Below are 22761 nucleotides of genomic sequence, written 5' to 3' on the forward strand. Positions count from 1 at the left end.
GTAGGCGCTGACGGTTATTGCGGCTGACGCCGAGACTGATCCAGCAGACTACCCAGGCTGGCCGCTTTTGGCTTCACTAGCCAGAAGTGGCGCGCGTAGTCGCTAAAGTCTTCCAGAATCGCCTCACCGCGTGCGGAACCCGTCGCGGCCACGTAGGCCTCGATCATTTCCCGCAGGTGGCGACGGTAGGCTTCCATCGCTTCGGTGTTGACCCGGTGAATTTCGACCAGCTCGTGGTTGTACTTGTCCACGAAGGTCCGGTCTTCATCGAGCACGTAGGCAAAGCCACCCGTCATGCCCGCCCCAAAGTTAACGCCGGTTTCACCCAGCACGCAGACCAAACCACCGGTCATGTACTCACAGCAGTGGTCACCCGCGCCTTCGATCACCGCCGTGGCGCCGGAGTTACGTACCGCAAAGCGCTCGCCAGCGGTACCGGCAGCAAACAGCGTGCCACCCGTAGCCCCATAGAGGCAGGTGTTGCCGATAATGGCCGTTTTGTGGCTCTCGAACTGGCTGACCTTGGGCGGCACGATGACGATGCTGCCACCGTTCATGCCTTTACCGACGTAGTCGTTGGCATCGCCTTCCAGGTAGAGGTTCAGGCCACGAGCGTTCCATACGCCAAAGCTTTGGCCCGCCACGCCGGTAAAGCGCGCGGTGACCGGTGCGGCCTCAAGGCCATCTTCACCGTAACGCTTGGCAATGGCACCGGAGGTGAGCGCACCGACACTGCGGTCGCAGTTGGTGATGGTAAAATCGAACGTGCCGCCAGACTGAGACTCAATGGCCTCTTTCAGCGCCGCCAAGACTTCCTGGTTTTTGGCACCCGGGTCGTGGGGCACGTTACGGCTCACTTCACAGAACTGCGGCGCATCTGCAGGCACGAAGTCGTTCGCCAGCAGCGGCATTAAGTCCAGCTTACTCTGTGATGCCGTATTGCCTTCCAGCACTTCCAGCAGGTCCGTGCGGCCAATCAGGTCGGTGAGCTTACGCACGCCCAGCATGGCCATCAGCTCGCGTACTTCTTCGGCAATAAAGCGGAAGTAGTTTTTCACCATATCCACGGTGCCGCGGAAGTGCTCGCCACGCAGGAAGTCATCCTGGGTCGCTACACCGGTGGCGCAGTTGTTCAGGTGGCAAATACGCAGGTATTTACAGCCCAGCGCGACCATCGGCGCGGTGCCGAAACCGAAGCTTTCAGCACCCAGAATCGCCGCTTTGACGACGTCGAGGCCGGTCTTCAGACCACCATCGGTTTGCAGACGAATTTTGTCCCGCAGGCCGTTAATGCGCAGCGCTTGATGCACCTCGGGCAGGCCCAGCTCCCAAGGGGAACCGGCGTGCTTGATGGAGGTGAGCGGGCTTGCCGCCGTGCCGCCATCGTAGCCAGACACAGTGATCAAATCCGCATAGGCTTTGGCGACGCCGGTCGCAATAGTGCCGATCCCTGGCTCGGAGACTAGTTTCACCGAGACCTGCGCGTCTGGGTTGACCTGCTTGAGGTCAAAGATCAGCTGCGCCAAGTCTTCGATGGAGTAAATATCGTGGTGCGGCGGCGGCGAAATCAGCGTGACGCCGGGCACCGAGTAGCGCAAGCGGGCAATCAGCTGATTGACCTTACCGCCCGGTAGCTGGCCGCCCTCACCGGGCTTCGCACCCTGGGCCACTTTGATCTGCAGCACTTCGGCATTGACCAAGTAAGCTGGCGTAACACCGAAACGACCTGAGGCGATCTGTTTGATCTTCGAGCTGCGAATGGTGCCGTAACGGGCTGGGTCTTCGCCACCTTCACCGGAGTTGGAGCGACCACCCGCCTCGTTCATGGCCTGCGCCAGCGCTTCGTGCGCTTCGGGCGACAGCGCGCCCAGCGACATGCCTGCGCTGTCGAAGCGTGGAATCAACGCTTCGATGGGCTCGACCTCTTCCAGCGGAATCGGCGTGGCCGCAGGCTTGAGTTTCAGCAGGTCACGAATGGTGGCCACGGGGCGCTCGTTCACCAGCTGCGCAAATTTCTTCCACTTGGTGTAGCTGCCCTCTTGCACCGCCGCCTGCAGCGCCTTGACCACATCCGGGTTGTAGGCGTGGTACTCGTGGCCGTGCACGTACTTGAGCATACCGCCTTGAGAGATCCCTTTGCGGGGAATCCATGCATCCTTGGCCAGCAGTTCTTGCTGAAGCTGAAGCTCAGCAAAGCCGGTGCCCTGAATACGCGACGCCATGCCCACGAAACAGGTATCCATCACTTCATCGGCCAGGCCGACGGCCTCGAACAGCATGGAGCCACGGTAGGAGGCCAGCGTCGAAATGCCCATCTTAGAAAGGATCTTGAAGAGTCCCTTCTGCAGGCCTTTACGATAATTCTCGCGGGCGTCTGCCGGGTTGCCAGTCAATTCTCCGGTGCGGTGCATATCCGCCATGACCTGATACGCCAGCCACGGGTAGACCGCCGTGGCGCCCACCCCGAACAGTACCGCCATCTGATGGGCATCGCGGGCGTAGCCAGTCTCGACCACGATGTTGGCATTGGGGCGCAGCGCCAGGCGGCCCAGGTGGGAGTGCACCGCACCCACGGCCAGCGCTGCCTGAATAGGCAGTTGGCCTTTGGGCAGCTCCGCATCGCTTAGCACCAGAATCACTTTACCCGCTTTTACCTGCGCTTCGGCTTCTTGGCAAAGCGCGGTAATCGCCTGCTGCAGGCTGGTCTGCTCTGGATCGTACCCGAGCGGCAGCATATGGCTAGCAAAGGCCGGATCGTCCTGGCTCACCAGGGCGGTGAATCTACGCGGCGAGAGCACCGGCGTGGTCAAAATCAAGCGATGGGCGTGTTCCGGTGTGGCCTTGAAGACGTTCAGCTCCGCGCCACAGCAGGTTTCCAACGACATCACGATCGCTTCGCGCAGCGGGTCGATCGGCGGGTTAGTCACCTGGGCAAACTTCTGCCGGAAGTAGTCGGTCAGCAAACGCGGGCGGCTCGACAGCACCGCCATCGGCGTATCGTCGCCCATGGAACCCACCGCCTCCTGGCCGCTCTCCGCTAGCGGGCGCAGCACCTGGTCGCGCTCTTCGAACGTTACCTGGAACATCTTCTGCTGCACGTTCAGCGCGTCGGTATCCATGGTCTGGAATCGCGCCAGTTCGGTCAGCGCCGACTCCAGGTAGTTCGCTTCCTGTTTCAGCCAGCGCTTGTAGGGGTATGCGGACTTCAGGCGGTCATCGATGTCCTGAGTGTGCAGCACTTCGCCCGTTTGGGTATCGACGGCCAGCATCTGGCCGGGGCCGACGCGGCCTTTTGCAACAACATCTTCCGGCTTGTAGCCGTAGGTACCAATTTCAGAGGCCAGGGTGATGTAACCGTTCTTGGTAATCACCCAACGCGCCGGGCGCAGGCCGTTACGGTCCAGCATACAGACCGCTTGGCGACCGTCGGTCATGACCACGCCTGCGGGGCCGTCCCACGGCTCCATGTGCATGGAGTTGTACTCGTAGAACGCGCGTAGCTCGGCGCCCATGGTCTCGACGTTTTGCCAGGCGGGCGGCACCATCATGCGCACAGCGCGGTGTAGCTCCATACCGCCGGTCAGCAGCACTTCCAGCATGTTATCCATACTGGAGGAGTCGGAGCCGGTGGTGTTGACGATTTCGTCTAGTTTAGCGATATCCGGCAGACGCTCGTTGACGAAGTTCGCCTTGCGCGAGTTCGCCCAGCCGCGGTTGGCTTCGATGGTGTTGATTTCACCGTTATGTGCCAGTAGGCGGAATGGCTGCGCCAGGGGCCAGCGCGGTGCGGTGTTGGTCGAGAAGCGCTGGTGGAAAACACAAATGGCGGTTTCCAGGCGCGGGTCGTTCAGGTCCTTGTAAAAGGCTGGCAGGTCTTCCGGCATGACCAGGCCTTTATAGGAGACCACTTCGCTGGAGAGCGATGCCACGTAAAAGTCTTCGTCGCTGCGCAGCGCCTGCTCGGCGTAGCGGCGACCCATGAAAAGATCGACATCGAAATTGTCGCTGCTGCCGGGGGCAACGAACAGCTGCTCGATACGCGGCAGGCAGTCCAGCGCCATGGGGCCGCAGACACTCGAGTCCGTGGGCACTACGCGCCAGCCCAGCACGTCCAAACCGCGTGCGCTTAACTCAGCCACCAGCGTCTCTTTGGCTTTGGCGGCACGCGCATCGTCGTTGGGTAAAAACACCGACCCCACTGCGAAGCGCTCGCCCAGCTCTACATCGAGCGACTCTTTAGCAGCAGCACGCATGAACTGTGCGGGCATCTTTAGCAGCAGGCCACAACCGTCGCCGGTTTTACCATCTGCCGCGATGCCGCCACGGTGGGTCATGCAAGTCAGTGATTCGATAGCCGTTTTCAGCAAGTCGTGGCTGGCCTGCCCTTCCATGTGGGCAATAAGGCCAAAGCCGCAGTTATCGCGAAACTCGCCTGGCTGGTGAAGACCTCTATTCATGGGCGTGCCTCTAGTCAGCGTATTTTGTAAGCAGCGTTTTTATGGTATAATCACGGGCTTTTCTTTTTTTATGGCTCTTGTTACCCGCCCAAAATAGGGTGTTGTCCGCATTCGCTGCTGCGAGAAAAAGGTCGCTCAGCATAGCGATTTGCCACCGCGTAGCGCAATCGCTCGACACTCGCCAATCGTCAAAAACCCTCGCCAAATCCCGTAGTTGCACTACCGCTCAATAAAAAAATAGTTATACTTCAACGGCTTGCAGGCCAAAGAAACGGTATTTCAACGATCAATACAGAGCACTAGACTTTAGTCTAATTTTTACTAAAAACCCCATGCCGATAGCGCATAAGGCATACGGATATCACTAGTCAGCAGCCACTTCGACGCTTTCTAGACAAACAAAACCCGCCTGTTTCGAGGCGGGTTTTGAGCGGGTGCGCTTACGGGTGATTCCCCTAGCCGCGCGGATAATCATCGAGTAGCTGTCTCAGTGTCTCGATAGGCGTGGCATCGCTAACGCAGGCATCGCCCAAGTCGTTCAGTAGCACCAGACGCAGACGCGCGTCCACGTTCTTTTTATCCAGCCGCATTCGTGTCAAGAAGTCATCCGACGACATGCCCGTTGGCGCAACCAGCGGAAGGCCCGCGCTTTCGATCACCGCTTTCGTGCGCTTTAAGGCATCAGCGCTGATCCACCCCAACTGGTGGGAGAGCGTGGCGGCCATCGCCATGCCGGCTCCTACGGCTTCGCCGTGCAGCCAGTTGCCGTAACCTTGATGCGCCTCGATGGCGTGGCCAAACGTGTGGCCAAGGTTCAACAGCGCACGAACGCCCTGCTCGGTTTCGTCTTCCGTCACGATATCGGCTTTGATCTGGCAGCTCTTGGCAATGGCCTCTGCCACCACAGCTGGCTCAACGTGGCGTAGCGCCGTCATGTTCTGCTCAAGCCAAGCGAGGAAGGCGGCATCGCGAATAAAACCGTACTTCACCACTTCCGCAAGCCCTGCAGAAAGCTCTCGGGCAGGCAGCGTGGTCAGCGTGGCAATATCCACCACTACCGCTTTTGGCTGCCAAAACGCGCCAATCATGTTCTTACCCAGCGGATGATTAACACCGGTTTTGCCGCCCACCGAGGAGTCCACCTGGGAAAGCAGCGTGGTGGGCACTTGAATAAAGGCCACCCCGCGCTGATAGGAAGCAGCGGCATAGCCCACCATATCGCCAATCACACCGCCGCCAAGGGCAATGAGTGTGCAGCGGCGGTTAAAGCCGGCTTCCAGCAGCGCATCCCAAATGCGTCCTACCTGTTCGATGGTTTTGTACTGCTCGCCATCTGGCAGCACCACGGCACGCACGTCTAAATGCTCGGGTAAGCTAGAACGCAGCGTGTCTAAGTAGTGCGGCGCCACGGTTTCATTGGTAACGATCATGACTTGGCTACCGGCCAGATAGGGCACAAAACTGTCTGAGCGATTTAATAGCCCAACGCCAATATGGATGGGGTAGCTGCGCTCATCCAGTTCAACGGTTAGCGTACGGTCATGGGCTGGCTCTGTCATTGAGATACCTTTTTATGTGGGGCGCTGGCGGTTTCTAACGGATCAATCAGGCGATGCACGCGGCGTAAAATTTCATTTACCACGGCACGGGGGCTACGGCGATCCGTACGTACCGTAATGTCGGAAGTAGCACGGTAGAGCGGATCACGGGCGGCGAACATATCGTTGAGCACCTGTTCGCGATTCGCACACTGCAGCAACGGGCGGTTGCGATCTTTGGCGGTGCGTTTTAGCTGCTGCTCGACAGTGGTCATCAAGTACACCACTGTACCGCGATCGCGCAGCGCTCGGCGGTTCTCTTCTCGCAGCACCGCGCCACCGCCGGTGGCGACCACGACATCCGTGAGCTGGGTGAGCTCGTCAATCATCTGAATTTCACGCTGACGAAAGCCTTGCTCACCCTCCACGTCAAAAATCCAGGGTATATCGGCACCGCAGCGGTCTTGTATGGCGTGATCGCTATCGTAAAACGGGCGCGATAGTTCTCCCGCCAATAAGCGGCCTATCGTGCTTTTACCAGCCCCCATGGGGCCTATTAAGAAAAGATTGGGTAAATCCTGCATCAGCGAACCGCCAAACCATCATCAAGTAATCGTGGAGTGATAAAGACTAATAACTCTACCTTTTCATTGCTCTCTTCGGTATAGCGAAACAGCCTGCCCAGTATAGGAAGATCGCCCAGCAGCGGTGTTTTCGCTATTTGGCTCAGCTGTTCAGTGGTCAAAATACCGCCTAACACCACCGTCTGGCCATTATCGACCAGCACCTGGGTCTCGATTTGGTTGGTATCAATGGGCGGCTCGCCGCCGAACTCGCTCTCACGGAAGCTGTCGTTCTTGATTACCAAATCCATAATGATGCGGTTATCTGGGGTAATTTGCGGCGTGACCTCCAGCGACAGCTCCGCCTCCTTGAACTCGGTATCGGGGTTGCCCTGGGCATCGACACTCTGGAATGCCCGCTCCTCCCCTTGGCGGATCGTTGCGGTGCGCTGGTTGGCGGTAATCACCCGAGGCTGCGAAATGGTCTGGCTTTTGCCTTCGCTTTCCAGGGCGCGCAACTCAAGGTCGAGCAGAATATCCCCTGAGAGATAGCCAAAGCTGAAGCCCGTATCAGCCGCTGCCGTTGAGCCTAAGTCCACCGCCAGGCCACCTTGGGCACGGTTGAGGCCGCCAGGATTGATGTTGCGCGGCACGAACTGCCCGGCTTCGTTTTCCAGGAAGCCTCGGGTGCTGGAGACGCCCCAGTTCACCCCCAACTCTCGGGAAGCGCTATCACGGGCAATCACGATGCGCGCTTCGATCTGTACCTGACGCACCGCCACATCCAGCCGGACCAGCGTCCGCATAATATCGCGCACCTGTTCGGCCGTGTCTTGAATGAGCAGTGTGTTGGTACGCTGGTCAACGCTAACGCGGCCACGCTCAGTGAGCAGCCCAAAACCGTCACCACCACGCAACAGCTGTGCTAAATCTTCGGCCCGTGCGTACTTTATCTCGATGAACTCAGTCACCAACGGCGCCAAGATTTGCTGCTGGCTACGGGCCTCAATCTCTTGACGCTCAATCTCGGCCAGCTCACTGGCCGGCGCTACTACAATCACATTGCCCTGTTCACGGCTAGAGAGCCCTTGGCTTTGCAAAATCAGCGCCAGCGCCTGGTCCCAGGGCACATCGTTGAGGTTGAGCGTTACTCGCCCAGTAACACTATCACTGGCGACTAGGTTCAAGCCGGTAAACTCAGCCAGCGTCGCCAGCACGGCTCGCACCTCAATATCTTGGAAATTGAGGCTCAGACGGTCGCCGGTGAAGCTTTCTCCCTGCTGCGCGCGGTCCTGCTGAGAGGCTTGGCTCACCGGCTGTACTTCCACGGTGAGTGTTCGCCCGCTTTGCGATGAAATCATCGCGTAGGGGCCGTTCGTTTGTAGCTCAAGCAGGGTTTCCCGCTGGCCAGTGCGGGGGGTTATGCGAGTAATGGGGGTAGCAAAGTCGGTCACATCGTAAATTTGATTCAAGGAATCAGGAATATCTACGTCGCGAAGCTCAGCAATAACGCGGCCCTCACTCCCTTCCCGCACTTGCGTCACTACCCCTTCACGATCAAAAGAGACCAGCAAACGCCCTGCCCCATCAGCCCCCCGCTGGAAGTCGATATCCGTTACTTGCGGCCCTAGGGCAGTTTCCAGCTCGCTACTCATACCTGCGGGCGAGTTGTCATTCGCAGCGCTAATACTTTCAGGGCTTAGGGTGATGCGCAGCTGATCCCCTTCTATGCGAGAGGTGTAGTCCAGCGGCTCGCTCAGGTCGACCACTAGCCGTGTACGGCCATTGCCCTCCAACGCGGTAATACGCTCCACACCTGCGCTGGCTACGTTAATACGCCGCTGAGGCAAGCTGCTTTGGGTATCGGCTAGATCTAGCGCTAGACGCGGCGGAGTATTCAGCCGATAGCCGCGAAGCTCGGCAACGCCGCCGCTAAATTGCAATACCAGCTCCACCTCGCCGCCACTGGTTGAACGCACATCAAGGTCCGTTAGCACTGAACCCAGGGCAAAGGTGGGCATCAGGGCTAACAATGGCAGCGTAATTAGACGAAGCATGACGACCATAGCGTGTTATCCGATAACAAGTAAAAATACATAGGGCGCGCCGTGCGATATGTGCTTAGCCTACTCATTCAGGGTGAGCGATGCCTGACGCTCCTGCCAACCCTGCAACTGATTAAAAATACGTTCGGTTATGCGTACTTCTTGCGGGCCAATCGCGGTGATATGCCCGTAGTTAGTGCCTAAATAGTTGCCTTCACGCACACTATAAACGCTGCCATCAGGGGCGCTAATCAACGCCACCTGCTTCCCGCCCATGCGCAATGTGCCAACTAAACGCAGCGCCTCCAGCTGAAACTCCTCTAGCGGCTCGGGGGTGCGCTGCTGATCCGGGGCGAGTGCACTCTCCATCACTGCTACCGTGCCGTTGGCACGAATGCTTTCTGGTGCTAAGAAGGGGCTTCGCACCTCGCGGTAACGGTAATCTACCGGCTGATACTCAGGAATCGTCGGTATAATCACCGGTGGCTGCCCTGCCGGTGTACGACGAATCTCTTCCATCACGGTATCTAACTGGCTCAGGTTGGCATCGCCACAGCCCGCTAACAGAACCACCGCTCCAATGCTAAGTAGACGCTTCATGGGGCGGGCTCCTTCCCTTCCACTGCTTCTATATAGCTATAGGTGCGTGCCAGCAGCGACATGCGCAGCGAGTCACCACTCTGCCCGGCAGGGGCTAGGGTTAAATCGTGCTGGGTCACAATACGCGCAAGCTGGCTAATATCGGCCACGAATTGCGCCAGCTCGTGATAGCCGCCACGCACCTGAATATCCAAAGGGTGCTCCACATAATGGGCGTTACGCACGATGGGCCGAAGACGAATCGTTTCGATACTTAGGTTATTGTTCACCGCCGCATCGCTAATACTATCCAGCAGTGAAGGAATCTCGGCACTGGTGGGCAGCATGGCACGCATAGTGGCCATTTGCTCCTCTAAGACCATTAGTTGGTCGCGTACCTCGGGCAAAAATGCCGCCTCAGAGACTTTACTGCGGTACTCACTCAGCAGGCGCATCTCTTGACGCTGCGCCGCTTCTAGCTCGGCGCGCTTTTCGCCCACCAGCCACCAACTTAATGCGCCAACGGCAATGACAAAGGCCAGCACCCCACATAGCGCTTTTAATAGCGCAGGCCACTCTCCCGCCTCTTTTACATCCAGCCCCTGCCAATCTACATCTTGCAGCTGCCGCCACTCACTCCGCCAGCGTTCACGCCCCCAGATCATGGCGCTTCCTCCTCAGCGGCGGCTTCTTCTACGACAGACTGTACCACGTCAAACTGGAACACTCGGCTGGTACCATCATCGCCACTGGCTACCTCAGAGAGTTGTGGCACCCCAAACCCTGGCATACTGGCGATTTGGCGCAGTTGATCCGATACCTGCCGCTCGCTGCCCGCCATGGCAGAAAAGCTAACCTGTTCACCACTGCGGGAGAGGCGCTGATACACCACGCCATCCACCACGCTGGCAGCAATATTATTGAACAACTGTACAGTGCCTATCCGCTCGGCTTGCAGGGTTTGAAACAGCGTTAGTTGCTCACCTAACCGGGCTGCGGTTGCTTGATAGCGCTGCACATCGGCGATTTCGTTATTCAAGCGCTCAATGTGGTTCGTGATATACGCATTGCGCTGCTGCTGAGCCGATAACTGCTGCTGATAAACTTGCAAGACACCCAGCCCTAAACCAATACCCGCTAAGAACATCATCACGACTACCCCATAAAATCGGCGTGTACGCTTTTCACGGCGTGCTTCCCGCCAGGGAAGTAGGTTGATATTAATGCTCACAGTCCAACCCTCATCGCCAAACCACCAGCGGTGAGCATGGCCGGTGCATCATTGGTTAGGCCTTCAATATTAAGGCGTTTATTCACACGCATACGTTGGAACGGGTTGGCAATCGTCACCGACATACCGCTATCTTCTGAAATACGTTCGGCAAGGCCGGGAATAACGCTTGAACCTCCCGCTAATACAATGTGTTGCACCTCATGCTGGCGAGCAGCGGTGTAATAAAGCTGCAGCGAGCGACCTACTTGCTGTACCACGGTTTCCAAAAACGGATTCAGCACTTTCTCGTGATAGTCATCCGGTAGGCCGCCGTACTTTTTGGCAAAGCCGGCCTCTTCGTTACTCAAAGAGTAATGGTCGCGAATCGCGTCGGTGAGCTGGCGACCGCCAAACACCGTGTCCCGGCTGTATACGATGTGACCTCCACGCACCACGTGGAAGGCGTTCATGTTCTCACCAATATCCACTAGCCCTACGCAGGCGTTGGGGTCGTTCTCTACGCTGAGCTGACGGCGTAGCTCGGCCAGCGAGCGCTCCATAGCGAAGGTTTCCACATCCACCGCCGCAGGCTCAAGACCTGCGCGCTCTAAGGTTTCTGTGAGTTGTGAGACACCCTGCTGGCGGCACACCACCAAAATCACCTGCTGCTGCTCTTCATCAAAGGGCGCGGGGCCTAGGCAATGGAAATCGAACGCTACCTCGCTGAACGGAAACGGAATATGCCGGTCAGACTCAGCAATGATGCGCTCCTCTATTTCATCTTCGCTAAGCGAAATGGGAAACTGGAGCGTTTTGGTAATCGCGGCGCTGGCCGGAACGGCCACGGCGGCTTTGCGCGTCGAGGGTTTGGCATGCTCAACGGCGCGACTAAGCACATTGGCGACATCGTTCATGTCACGAATACGGCGCTCGACTACCGCGCCTTCGCGAAGCGGGCGCACAGCGTAGCTCTCAACTTGGTAGTTGTCGTTGCACTGTTTAAGTTCAAGTAGCTTGACGGTGGCCGAGGTAATATCGACACCAATCAACCCTTTACTGGGTTTTAGTAAGCGCATGCTGACTCCGGCTCCGCCTGCCTATCGTGCGAGTTTCGAGGTTACATGATTTTTAGTTAAGGCACACGCCAATGCCTCTACGCCATATCAACACTGGTGGCCGCTGCCTCCCCTTCCTATAATGGCAGCCACTTGCGCGCCATGGCGTTAATACTGCCCTGGCTACTCCTCTTTTCACGGGTACCCACTGTTCATGACGTTTTTACGAACTCTTGTGTTGTCACTATTTTCGCTGGTTGTTGCGCTCTCAGGCGCGGTCATACTGGCGGTGATTGGTGCCGCTATCTACTTCTCGCCGGGACTGCCCGACGTTCGCCAACTGCAAGATTTTGAACTGCACACACCGCTGCGTATTTTCACCAACGACGGCAAACTGATTGGCGAATTCGGCGAAGAGCGCCGCATGGCGATCGACTTCGACGAGATCCCCCAGGATATGATTAATGCGCTGATTGCGGCAGAAGATGCCAGCTATTTTGACCATGCCGGCGTCGACCCTCGCGGTCTAGCACGGGCGGCGGTGGAGCTAGTACAGAGCGGTGGCACCATTCAGTCGGGCGGCTCGACCATTACCATGCAGGTCGCGCGTAACTACATGCTGACCCTGGACCAGACCTTCACACGCAAAATCCGCGAGATTCTGCTAGCCCTGCAGATGGAGCAGATCCTCGATAAAGAGGAGATTTTCGAGCTTTACGTCAACAAAATCTTCCTGGGTAACCGCGCCTACGGCATTGCTGCCGCCGCCGAGACTTACTATGACAAGCCGCTTGCCGAGCTGAGCCTGGCCGAAACCGCCATGATTGCTGGGCTACCCAAAGCGCCTTCTGCCTTTAACCCACTGGCGAACTCTGAGCGCTCGCTGATCCGTCGTAACTGGATTCTGTTCCGTATGCGCGAGCTTGGTTATATCGATAACGATATCTACCAAAATGCCGTGCAAGAGCCGGTCACCGCTCGCCGCCATTACACCCAAGCCGAAGTGGACGCGGCCTATGTGGCAGAGATGGCTCGCCAGTATGCCATTGAGCGCTTTGGCGATGACGCCTACACCGGCGGCTACCGTATTTACACTACGATTGATAGCGAGCTGCAGCCGTTTGCCCGCCAAGCACTGGCCAACGGCCTGATCGAGTACGACCTACGCCATGGCTGGCGGGGTGCCGAGCAAGAGGACATTGCGCCCAGCTTGGTCGAAGCCCAAGAGCAGACCACTACCCAGGGTTTGGAAGAGGAGCTATCTGAGTCGCCTGAGATCCGCCAAACCGCTCGTCAGGCAGCGCAACGTAGCCAAACAGAAGTCGAAGGCGTAGATGGCGATGTGAGCAACTGGCTTCAAGTACTGGAGCGCACGCCCAACTACGGTCTGCTGCGTCCAGCCATCGTGGTCGAAAGCAGTGGCCGCGAAATGCAGGTACTCACCCGCGGCGGTGAGCTGCACACCATCGCCTGGAGCGGCTTGAGCTGGGCGCGCCCCTACCTCAGCCCGCGCAGCCGAGGGGCCGAACCCAGCAGCGCCAGCCAGATTGCTGAGCGTGGCGACCTGATTCGCGTAATGGAAACCGACGAAGGCACACTGCGCCTCTCCCAGCGCCCCGATGCAGAAGGCTCGCTGGTAGCCCAGGACCCACGCACTGGCGCCATCCTAGCGTTACAGGGCGGGTTTGATTTTAACGCCAGTAAATTCAACCGCGCTGTACAGGCACAGCGCCAGTCAGGATCGATCTTCAAACCGTTTATCTACCTCGCCGCGCTGCAAGATGGCGAGATGAATGCGGCCAGCGTGGTCAATGACGCCCCAGTGGTGCTAGACGACGGCAGCGATTCGCTGTGGCGTCCGGTGAACTCCAGCCGCGACTTCCAAGGGCCGATGCGCCTGCGCCCGGCGCTCGCGCGTTCGCGTAACTTGGTCACTATCCGCGTGCTGCAAACCATGGGGTTGGACCACACTATTCAGTACCTAGAAGGCTTCGGTTTTGCACCTGAGCGCCTGCCCCGTGGCCTGTCACTGGCACTAGGCAGCGCCAGCCTTACGCCGATGGAGATGACCAACGCCTACGCGGTGATCGCCAATGGTGGCTTCCAAGTCGCCCCTTGGTTTATTGAGCGCGTTACCCGTGACGATGACAACGAGATCATCGATGAAGCCACTCCCCAAGTCGCCTGCGTTAACTGTGCCGAAGGCCAGGAGACCGTCGAGATTGATGGCAAAAGCTACCCAGTGGCGCCCCGCGTTGCCGACGCCGCCGCGGTGTACATCCTGCGTGACATGCTGCGCGACGTCATCACATCGGGCACGGGCCGGGCAGCGCTGAGTCTTAATCGTGAGGATATCGTCGGTAAAACCGGGACGACCAACAGCCAGCGGGACGCTTGGTTTGCCGGTTTCAACAGCAATCTCGTGACAACGGTGTGGGTCGGTAAAGACAGCAACGACACCATTGCCGAGTACGGCGCGAATGCAGCACTGCCGATCTGGATCGACTTCATGGGTGATGCGCTGGAAGGTACGCCCTCTGCGCTGCCACAGCGTCCCGACACCATCGTCACCGCACGGGTGGACCAGGAGACAGGCCGTCGTTTACACGATGACCAACCGGGCGGCATGACCGAGCTGTTCCACAGAGACCATCTACCGGATTTCCAGCCTCGGCGCATTAGCCAAGAGCTCGAGGAAGCCAGCGGCTCGCAAGGGTCTGGCACGGCAGAGTCAATTTTCTAAATACGAACCGACGCTAAAACGTAAAGCCCGGGAACGAATGTTCCCGGGCTTTTTTGGTGCTGCTTTTCTTCTGGGCAAAATCAACCAGCCACCGGCGTTGTCTCCCGTTTGCTCGCCTGCCAGTTAGCGGCGATGGCTACGACCATGACCGTGACTCCGGCCACCTCCGTCCACAAGCTTGGATAGAACACACCGACGATGGCACCACCAATGGCCAAACGAGGCAGCCAAGACATACGCGTGAACAGGTAGCCTTCTAGCGAGGCCGCGAATGCACATAGCGCCAGTAGCGCGATGACTGCATTCCATACCACCACGAGTACCGGCCCGCCAATGATGATCTCCGGATTGAACACCATAAACAGCGGAATCAAATAGAGGCCTTTGGCAAACTTCCACGCTTGGAAGCCCGTCTCCATAGGTTTACTGCCCGCAATCGCCGCCCCAGCAAAGCCTGCCAAGGCGATGGGCGGCGTCACGTTAGAGTCCTGGGAGTACCAAAAAACCACCAAGTGAGCGATCAACAGCGGCACACCGAACTCGGCGGTCAGCGCCGGGCCCACCAGCACGATCAGAACGATGTAGCTGGCAGTGACCGGTAACCCCATCCCCAAAATTAGGCTCGCCAACAGCACCAACAGCAGTGCCAGCACCAGGTTGCCACCGGAGAACGCCAGCATCATGGAGGAGAACTTCAGACCCAGACCAGTCAAACCGACCACGCCAACGATGATACCGGCGACAGCGCAAGCCATGGAGACCGCCACGGCATTGCGCGCGCCCAACTCTAATCCCTGGACCAGCTTCACGAGCCCTGCCCACACGACCACTTTCGTGCGCTCGACCGTGACCGGCTGCCCCTGTTTGGGTGCCACGAAGAAGTACCATAACGCATAGCGCAAGACGGCCACCGCCACCATGGTGATGACTGCGTAATACCCCACGCGCATGGGCGACATGCTCATGGCCAGCAGCCATACCAACACCGCCAGCGGCAGCAGGAAGTGCCAGCCATCTTTCATGACTTGGCGCATTTGGGGCAGCTCGCTCTTGGCCATGCCCTGCATGCCTTGTTTCAAGGCAATGATGTGGACGAACAGATAGACCGTGGCAAAGTACATGATCGCCGGCAGAATGCTGATTTTGACGATCTCTAAGTAAGGCGTATTGGTATATTCGGCAATCAAGAAGGCGCCTGCGCCCATCAGCGGCGGCATGATTTGCCCGCCGGTGGAAGCGGCGGCTTCGATGCCCCCCGCCTGCTTCGGCTGGTAGCCCAGTTTCTTCATCAGCGGAATGGTAAACGCGCCGGTGGTGACCACATTGGCAATGGCGCTGCCCGAAATCGACCCCATACCCGCCGAGGCCAGAACGGCCGCTTTGGCCGGACCGCCGCGCTGGCGTCCAGTAGCGGCGTAAGCCATATCGATGAAAAACTTACCGGCACCCGTGCTTTCCAAAAAAGCACCGAAGAGCACAAAAATGAAGATATAGGTAGCGGCAACTCCCAGCGGCAGGCCGAAGATGCCTTCTTGGCCCAAGTAAAGCTGGCCCGCTACGCGGTCAAGGCTATAGCCACGGTGCTCCATGATGCCGGGCATCCACTCGCCCAGCCAGGGAAGCTCCCCACGGGGGCCGGCAAACGCATAAACGATAGCGAGCAAGCCAATCACCGTCATACCGAAGCCCACTGCACGGCGGCTGGCTTCCAGCACGGTCACCGTGGCAATGCAAGCGACGAGTATATCGGTCTCGTTCCAGAACCCGGCGCGGCTGAATATCGCATCCAGGTTTAAGACTAAATAGCCGCCAGTGATCAGCGCCCCGGCAAAAAAGATCAGATCAATCCCCCACCCCAACACACCGCGTTTACGGTTGGGCCCAAAGGCGGGGAACATTAAAAACGCCAGCAGCATAATCAGCGCCAAGTGAATACTGCGCTGGTAAAACAAGCCCAACGGCTGGATACCCGCCGAATAGAGTTGGAATAACGACAGTCCCACCGCCACGATGGTGATACACCATAAAACGAAGCGGGGTTGAATCGCATTGCCGCCCGGCATCACAGTCGGCGGTGGCGTGGATTCGTTCATAAAGTCCTCGGAAGCATAAGCTAACTTAGGGGATTAACACCCACTTAATTTTTATGAAAAGCGACATCGATCGGCGCACTTATGAGGTGTTTGACTAACGACACTCAACGCAATGACAAGGCTATCGTGACGCGTTGGCCAGCCGCTCGCTCACTCAGGCTCACGGTGGGATGCTCGCCATCCGGCCACATGACACGGTGATTGACGGCCGTCGAGCCGACCCGTAGCACGTAGCGATTATTCGCCACCGGCTCGTTAATCGTATTGATCCAGTACCCGCCCTCACCGTCGGATACCTGCTCACCACGCCCGTAAATATGCCCAAGCCCAGCGGCAAAATCCGGCTGGTGGCTACGCTCTAGCTGCATGATGCCACCCGCGTTACGGTAACAGTCCAACACCGTAAAGTGCTCGACAGAGTGCTGCCACTGGATGCACCAGCGGCTGCCCTGCGGCGCGGCTGCATCTACGAGCGTGTCGCCCTGATCGGTCACGACCGTTAAGCGCATAGACGCAGCCGCCGAAGCGGGGGTAACCCCCGCTTCGGCGTACAAACCACTCATCAACAAGAGCGCCATCAGTCGTCGTTGCCACTGCATGGCTGTGCTCCTTGATCAATTACGGACGCAGACGGTCCGGAATCTCAGCACCAACTTCTTCAAAGTAGCGAAGCGCGCCCGGATGCAGCGGCACCGGCGTAGAGTTCATGGTGAACTCAACAGTGGTGTCATTGGCGGCCGGGTGAACCGCGATCAGCTCATCGGTGTTTTCAAACAGCAGTTGGGTCAGTTGGTAGGCCAGCTCTTCATCCATATCGGCGTTGACGACCAGCACGTTAGGGATACCGATGGTCTGTACCGCCTCGTCCATGCCGTCGTACATACCCGCGGCCAGTTCATAAGGCGCAAACACCGCCTCCACTTCCTGAGCGTTGGCAATCTCTTCATCGGACAGGCCGATCAGGCGAATATCGCGCGTGGCAGCAAGGTTGAGAATCGAGCTAGTGGGCGGGCCAACGCTCCAGAAACCGGCGTCGATATCGCCATCACGGATGGCATCGGCGGTTTCGTTGAAGTTCAGCCGCTGGGGAGTGAAGTCGCTGTAGCTGACGCCGTTGGCTTCCAGCAGAGCACGCGCGTTCAGCTCGGTGCCGCTACCTGGCGCACCCACGGAAACGCGTTTGCCAGCCAGATCCGCAATGCTGTGAATGTCCGACTCGGCCAGCGTCACGAGCTGCACCGCGTTCGGGTAGACCGAGGCCAGTGCGCGGGTATTCTCGATCTGACGACCTTCAAAATCACCCGTACCGGTATAGGCCTGATAAGCGGTATCGGCCAGCACCAAGGCCAGATCGGCATCACCGCGCATGATCAGCCCCATGTTCTCGACGGAAGCGCCGGTCACTTCGGCGGTCGCCTGAGCACCATCGATATGGTTGTTGATCATTTCGGCAAAGCCACCACCGATCGGGTAGTAAACGCCGCCGGTACCGCCGGTCGCGATGGAGAGCTGCTGCGCGCTGGCGGGCAGAGCAGCCGCCATCATGGTCGCTGCAACGGTATATTTTAGTTTTTTCATTGGAATTGCCTCCGTCCTGCTTGGACTTATTGATTATGGTTGACGTAAAGGGAGGTAAGGAGCCAGTTTCTCGCCGCCGTCAGCGGCGCCGAGAACGGTATTTAAACGTTAGCACGGCAGTCGCGTTAGATACTAATCCAACAACGTTTTCACCTGCTCCACGATATGCGCACCAATGGGCAGCGCCGAGGTCGCCGCAGGCGATGGCGCATTGCCCACGTTGACCGTGCGCGGAGTATTCACGAACAGGAAGTCATCCACCAGCCGACCATCGTTGGAGACCGCCTGAGCGCGTACGCCCGCCGGGTAAGGGGTCAAATCCTCCAGGGTCAGGCTCGGGCAGTACTTGCGGACCAGCTCCAGATAGCCGCGCTTGTAGAGCGAGTTTTTCATTTCCACCAGCCCAGGCTTGAGATGCTTGCCCAGCACTTTCAGGATGCCTGGGTGGCTGAACATCTGCCCCATATCGCGTAGCGACATGTCCTGCTTGCGATACCCTTCGCGCTTGAGCGCCAGCACCGCATTGGGCCCAACGGTGACCGTCCCGTCGATCATGCGGGTCAGGTGAACACCCAAAAAAGGCATGGCAGGGTCGGGAATCGGGTAGATCAGGTGGTTGACGATGCGGTTGTGGCGCTCGGGAAGCAGGTAGTATTCGCCACGGAAGGGGCAAATCGTGAAGCCGGGGTCCTTGCCCAGCATGCGGATCACCCTGTCGGCCATCAACCCCGAGCAGGAGACCAGGTAGCGGCTGGTGAAGGTCTCATGCTCGGTGGTCACCACGACCTCATCGGCCCGCTCGTCAAGGCCCGTCACGCAGTGCTCGAAGCGAATCTCGCCGCCCAGCCGGGTGAACTCGGCGGCCATCGCCTGGGTGACTTCGGCATAGTTCACGATGCCGCTGGAAGGCACGAAAATGCCCGCCACACCGGTAATGTTGGGCTCTCGCTCCTTGAGCGCCGCAGCCTCCAGCCACTCCCGCTCCAGACCGTTGGCCGCCGTGCGCTCCCAGAGCGCTTGCATACGCTGCTTTTCCAGCGGGTTGGTGGCCACCAGCAGCTTGCCGCAGATGTCGTAACGCACGCCATGCTGGTCACAGAACTCGCGGGTCGCACGGTTACCCTCCAGGCAAAACTTCGCTTTCAGGCTTCCCGGCGTGTAATACACCCCGGCATGAATCACGCCGCTGTTATGGCCGGTTTGATGCTGAGCGGGGCCTGCTTCCTTTTCCAACACCAGCAAGCGTTTGTCCGGGTAGGCCTGTTGCAGCTGCATGGCGGTGGAAAAACCCAGTATGCCGCCGCCGACAATAATGAAATCCCACATAAATGTCGTTACCTGTGCCAAATTTTCAAAATTTATTGATAATAGCCGTTATTCTACGTTGACCGCCATACCCCTACATTGGTCTAAGACACACTGATCCAAGGAGCCCCTATGGAGCACGATGCACCGCGCCAGAACCTAGCGATTAGCGCTTACCACGCGCTCAAGCAGGACATCATTCGTGGCCGCTATGCCCCCGAAGAGAAGCTCTTGATGAGCCGTTTGAAAGAGTATTACGGCGTGAGCACCGGGCCGCTGCGTGAAGCGCTGTCACAGCTGGTCGCCGACCGGCTGGTCGTGGCCATCAGCCAACGGGGCTACCGGGTGGCCGCCATGTCGCTGGCCGAACTGAACGATATCTACGACGCACGCGCTCAGTTGGAAGGGCTGATTTTGCGCCTCGCCATCGAACGTGGCGACGACGACTGGGAAGCCAACGTGCTGGCGACCGCCCACCGGCTAGCCAAAGTCACCGACATCAGCTCCCCCGACGAGCTGCTGGATGGTTGGGATTTGCGCCACAAGGCGTTCCATACTGCCATTGCCAGCGGCTGCAACTCCCCCCACCTGCTGCAGATGCGCGACACCCTGTTTGATCAGGTAGAGCGCTACCGCCACCTGTGGCTGCAAGAGACCGTCATGTCGCCCCAGGCGCTGGACATCAAGCGCCAGGAGCACACTGCGCTGGTGGACGTCATTCTCGCCCGCAATGCCGAGCAGGCCGCTAACCTGATGCGCGACCACCTGATGACCCCGGTGCCTATCATCACACGGGTACTGCAATCCCGCGGCATCGATTGAATGCCAGGCGATTAAATTCTGCGTTTTAAAAAAATGTAGAAATTTTTAAATAACGGCGATACATTGAGCTCAACACGATCATCTTTCGGAGTTCACGCCATGACACGCTTCAACTGGGACGACCCGCTTCTGCTGGAAAGCCAGCTCACCGACGAAGAGCGCCAGATCCGCGATGCCGCCCACGACTACTGCCAGGAAAACCTGCAGCCACGTGTGCTGAGCGCCTTCCGCGAAGAGCGTTTCGACCGCGAGATCATGTCCGAGATGGGCGAGCTGGGTCTGCTAGGTGCCACGGTTTCCCCAGAATACGGCGGCGCGGGCGTCAACCACGTGGCTTATGGCCTGATCGCCCGTGAAGTGGAGCGTGTCGATTCCGGCTACCGCTCGGCCATGAGCGTGCAGTCATCGCTGGTAATGTACCCCATCGAAGCGTATGGCTCCGAAGAGCAGAAACAGAAATACCTGCCTAAGCTTGCCAGCGGCGAGATGGTCGGCTGCTTCGGCCTGACCGAACCCGACCATGGCTCCGACCCAGGCTCCATGATTACCCGTGCGGAAAAGGTCGATGGCGGCTACCGCCTGACCGGCGCGAAAATGTGGATCACCAACAGTCCGATTGCCGATATCGCGGTGGTCTGGGCCAAGTCCGCTGCCCACGATAACCAGATCAAAGGCTTCATCGTCGAGCGTGGTACCGAAGGCTTCTCCACCCCGAAAATCGAAGGCAAAGTATCGCTGCGTGCCTCTATCACCGGCGAGATCGTGCTGGACAACGCTTTCGTTCCCGAAGAGAACCTGCTGCCTAACGTGAGCGGCCTGAAAGGCCCCTTCGGCTGTTTGAATAAAGCCCGCTACGGCATCGCTTGGGGCGTGATGGGCACCGCTGAGTTCTGCTGGCACGCCGCCCGCCAATACACTCTGGACCGCAAGCAGTTTGGCCGCCCGCTCGCCGCCAACCAGCTCATCCAGAAGAAGCTGGCCGACATGCAGACCGAAATCACCCTGGGCTTACAAGCCGCCCTGCAGGTGGGCCGCCTGATGGACAGCGGTAACTGGGCACCGGAAATGATCTCGCTGATCAAGCGCAACAACTGCGGTAAAGCGCTGGATATCGCCCGTGTTTCCCGCGACATGCACGGCGGTAACGGCGTGTCTGACGAGTATGGCGTCATTCGCCACATGGTGAACCTGGAGTCCGTGAATACCTATGAAGGTACCCACGATGTGCACGCCCTGATTCTGGGCCGCGCACAAACCGGCATTCAGTCGTTCTTCTAACGTCGTCATCACTCAGCGAGGCACCCCATGAGCACAGTCGCAAAGCCCCTGGCAGGCATCAAGGTACTCGATATCTCTCGGGTACTGGCAGGCCCCTGGTGCGGGCAGATGCTGGCCGACATGGGTGCCGAGGTGATCAAAATCGAGCGCCCCCAAAGCGGCGATGATACCCGCCACTGGGGGCCGCCCTGGCTCTCCGGCAGCGCGGAATCGGCCTATTACCTGTGCGCCAATCGCGGTAAGCGTTCGGTGACGGTAGATATGGCCAAGCCCGAAGGCCAAGCGCTGATCAAGCAGTTGGCGGCCCAATCGGATGTGGTGCTGGAAAACTTCAAGGTCGGCGGGCTGAAAAAGTATGGCCTGGACTACGCGAGCCTGAAAGCGCTCAATCCCGGCTTGGTCTACTGCTCCATCACCGGCTTTGGCCAGGAAAGCCCTTACGCCCGCCGGGCGGGCTACGACTTCATGATCCAAGCCATGGGCGGCCTCATGAGCCTGACCGGTAAACCGGACAGTGAATCAGGGGGCGGCCCGGTCAAGGTGGGGGTCGCCATTACCGATATTTTTACCGGCTTGTATGCGGCCAACGCGGTGCTGGCGGCCCTCTACCAACGCCGCGACAGTGGCGAAGGCTGCCATATCGATCTGGCACTCATGGATGTGCAGGTGGGCGTGTTGGCCAATCAGGCGTTGAACTATCTGACCTCCGGTCAGGTGCCTCAGCGGTTAGGCAACGCCCATCCTAATATCGTGCCCTACCAAGCCTTTGCCACGGCCGATGGACATATGATCGTGGCGGTGGGCAACGACGAGCAGTTCAGACGCTTCTGCCAGGTAATCGACCAGCCGCAGCTCGCTCAAGACGAGCGCTTTGCCACCAACGGCAGCCGTGTTCAGCATCGCGACACCTTGATACCGCTTCTGGAATTGGCACTTGGCGTACAACCTACCGATACTTGGCTTTCGGCCTTCGAGGCCGTGGGCGTGCCCTGCGGGCCGATCAATACCCTGGATCGCGTGTTCGACGACCCCCATGTCAAAGCACGCGGATTGAAACAAACGTTGCCCCATACCCAAGCAGGTGAGGTCAACCTTGTAGCCAACCCGATCCGCATCAACGGCGAATCCATCAGTGCCACCACCGCGCCCCCTACGCTTGGCGAGCACACCGACAGCGTGCTGAATGCCATCGGCATCACCGATGAACAGCGCCTAGTGCTTCGCCAAGCGGGCATTATTTAATCAGACGCTATTGGCGGCAAACGAGCCTACCGCCCCGCTTCTCAAAACGCCCTACACTCAGCACCAGCTAACCGTGACGCTTTCAGCAGGCATCGCGTGTTACATTGAAACGTCGAGTACTCGAATGCTTGATCGCGCCGATAAAGCGATGTATCAGGCCAAACAAGCCGGGCGCAACCGGATTGTCATCGCATCGTCATCAGTGTGATCAACGCTATTGCGCACTATGCTAGAGCTACACCCTATCCTT

17 protein-coding genes are annotated in these 22761 nt (G+C 58.5%); 5 read left to right on the forward strand and 12 right to left on the reverse strand.

Translation table 11 applies throughout. From position 1 onward, the window contains the following. Nucleotides 1-14: 14 nt before the first annotated feature. The 8 genes from gltB to pilM form a co-directional block, all read right to left on the reverse strand. Nucleotides 15-4457 (reverse strand): glutamate synthase large subunit, encoded by a 4443-nt coding sequence (gltB, locus tag AC13CY_RS06670; RefSeq protein ID WP_172515473.1) that lies wholly within the window; start codon nucleotides 4455-4457, stop codon nucleotides 15-17. A gap of 455 nt (nucleotides 4458-4912) precedes the next feature. Then, nucleotides 4913-6016 carry a 3-dehydroquinate synthase gene (aroB, locus tag AC13CY_RS06675; protein WP_287836680.1) on the reverse strand — a complete coding sequence of 368 codons (1104 nt, stop codon included), beginning with the start codon at nucleotides 6014-6016 and terminating at the stop codon, nucleotides 4913-4915. Continuing rightward, entirely contained in the window at nucleotides 6013-6579 is a 567-nt protein-coding gene (gene aroK, locus AC13CY_RS06680; RefSeq protein ID WP_062372331.1) for a shikimate kinase AroK, read from the reverse strand. The genes aroB and aroK overlap by 4 nt, the downstream gene beginning before the upstream one ends. Then, the gene (locus AC13CY_RS06685) at nucleotides 6579-8624 is read right to left on the reverse strand and encodes a type IV pilus secretin PilQ (protein ID WP_062372328.1); all 2046 of its coding nucleotides are present in this window, start codon (nucleotides 8622-8624) and stop codon (nucleotides 6579-6581) included. Before AC13CY_RS06685 ends, aroK begins: the two co-directional genes overlap by 1 nt. Before the next feature lie 60 nt (nucleotides 8625-8684). Further along, nucleotides 8685-9203 (reverse strand): pilus assembly protein PilP, encoded by a 519-nt coding sequence (locus tag AC13CY_RS06690; RefSeq protein WP_089675482.1) that lies wholly within the window; start codon nucleotides 9201-9203, stop codon nucleotides 8685-8687. After that, entirely contained in the window at nucleotides 9200-9847 is a 648-nt protein-coding gene (locus AC13CY_RS06695; protein WP_089675481.1) for a type IV pilus inner membrane component PilO, read from the reverse strand. Before AC13CY_RS06695 ends, AC13CY_RS06690 begins: the two co-directional genes overlap by 4 nt. Continuing rightward, nucleotides 9844-10413 (reverse strand): PilN domain-containing protein, encoded by a 570-nt coding sequence (locus AC13CY_RS06700; RefSeq protein WP_062372320.1) that lies wholly within the window; start codon nucleotides 10411-10413, stop codon nucleotides 9844-9846. The genes AC13CY_RS06695 and AC13CY_RS06700 overlap by 4 nt, the downstream gene beginning before the upstream one ends. Further along, entirely contained in the window at nucleotides 10410-11471 is a 1062-nt protein-coding gene (gene pilM, locus AC13CY_RS06705; protein WP_335589572.1) for a type IV pilus assembly protein PilM, read from the reverse strand. The genes AC13CY_RS06700 and pilM overlap by 4 nt, the downstream gene beginning before the upstream one ends. Nucleotides 11472-11664: 193 nt before the next feature. On the opposite strand from pilM, the gene AC13CY_RS06710 reads away from it, so the two are divergent. After that, nucleotides 11665-14193: a penicillin-binding protein 1A gene (locus AC13CY_RS06710; RefSeq protein ID WP_089675478.1), complete on the forward strand. Its 2529-nt coding sequence runs from the start codon at nucleotides 11665-11667 to the stop codon at nucleotides 14191-14193. Between the two features lie 80 nt (nucleotides 14194-14273). Here the strand turns inward: AC13CY_RS06710 and AC13CY_RS06715 are convergent, their stop codons facing one another. The 4 genes from AC13CY_RS06715 to lhgO all read right to left on the reverse strand — a co-directional run bounded on the left by AC13CY_RS06715 (nucleotide 14274) and on the right by lhgO (nucleotide 19190). Further along, nucleotides 14274-16286: a TRAP transporter permease gene (locus AC13CY_RS06715; protein ID WP_058578274.1), complete on the reverse strand. Its 2013-nt coding sequence runs from the start codon at nucleotides 16284-16286 to the stop codon at nucleotides 14274-14276. A gap of 104 nt (nucleotides 16287-16390) precedes the next feature. Next, entirely contained in the window at nucleotides 16391-16885 is a 495-nt protein-coding gene (locus tag AC13CY_RS06720; RefSeq protein WP_483052395.1) for a DUF1850 domain-containing protein, read from the reverse strand. A gap of 19 nt (nucleotides 16886-16904) precedes the next feature. After that, nucleotides 16905-17864 carry a TAXI family TRAP transporter solute-binding subunit gene (locus tag AC13CY_RS06725; RefSeq protein WP_483052396.1) on the reverse strand — a complete coding sequence of 320 codons (960 nt, stop codon included), beginning with the start codon at nucleotides 17862-17864 and terminating at the stop codon, nucleotides 16905-16907. A gap of 132 nt (nucleotides 17865-17996) precedes the next feature. Next, nucleotides 17997-19190: an L-2-hydroxyglutarate oxidase gene (lhgO, locus tag AC13CY_RS06730; protein WP_062362461.1), complete on the reverse strand. Its 1194-nt coding sequence runs from the start codon at nucleotides 19188-19190 to the stop codon at nucleotides 17997-17999. Between the two features lie 111 nt (nucleotides 19191-19301). Here lhgO and csiR point away from each other — a divergent pair, with 111 nt between their 5' ends. From csiR to AC13CY_RS06750, 4 genes are all read left to right on the forward strand, one after another. After that, nucleotides 19302-19991, forward strand: a complete 690-nt coding sequence (gene csiR / locus AC13CY_RS06735) for a DNA-binding transcriptional regulator CsiR (RefSeq protein WP_483052397.1) — start codon at nucleotides 19302-19304, stop codon at nucleotides 19989-19991. 99 nt (nucleotides 19992-20090) lie between these two features. Continuing rightward, nucleotides 20091-21269 carry an acyl-CoA dehydrogenase gene (locus AC13CY_RS06740; protein WP_074211003.1) on the forward strand — a complete coding sequence of 393 codons (1179 nt, stop codon included), beginning with the start codon at nucleotides 20091-20093 and terminating at the stop codon, nucleotides 21267-21269. 27 nt (nucleotides 21270-21296) lie between these two features. After that, nucleotides 21297-22511 carry a CaiB/BaiF CoA transferase family protein gene (locus tag AC13CY_RS06745; RefSeq protein WP_483052398.1) on the forward strand — a complete coding sequence of 405 codons (1215 nt, stop codon included), beginning with the start codon at nucleotides 21297-21299 and terminating at the stop codon, nucleotides 22509-22511. 10 nt (nucleotides 22512-22521) lie between these two features. Beyond that, nucleotides 22522-22719, forward strand: coding sequence for a GGDEF domain-containing protein (locus AC13CY_RS06750; protein WP_269061811.1), 198 nt, complete (start codon nucleotides 22522-22524; stop codon nucleotides 22717-22719). Nucleotides 22720-22761 lie beyond the last annotated feature (42 nt).

This window comes from Vreelandella sp. L-15, assembly GCF_056857635.1.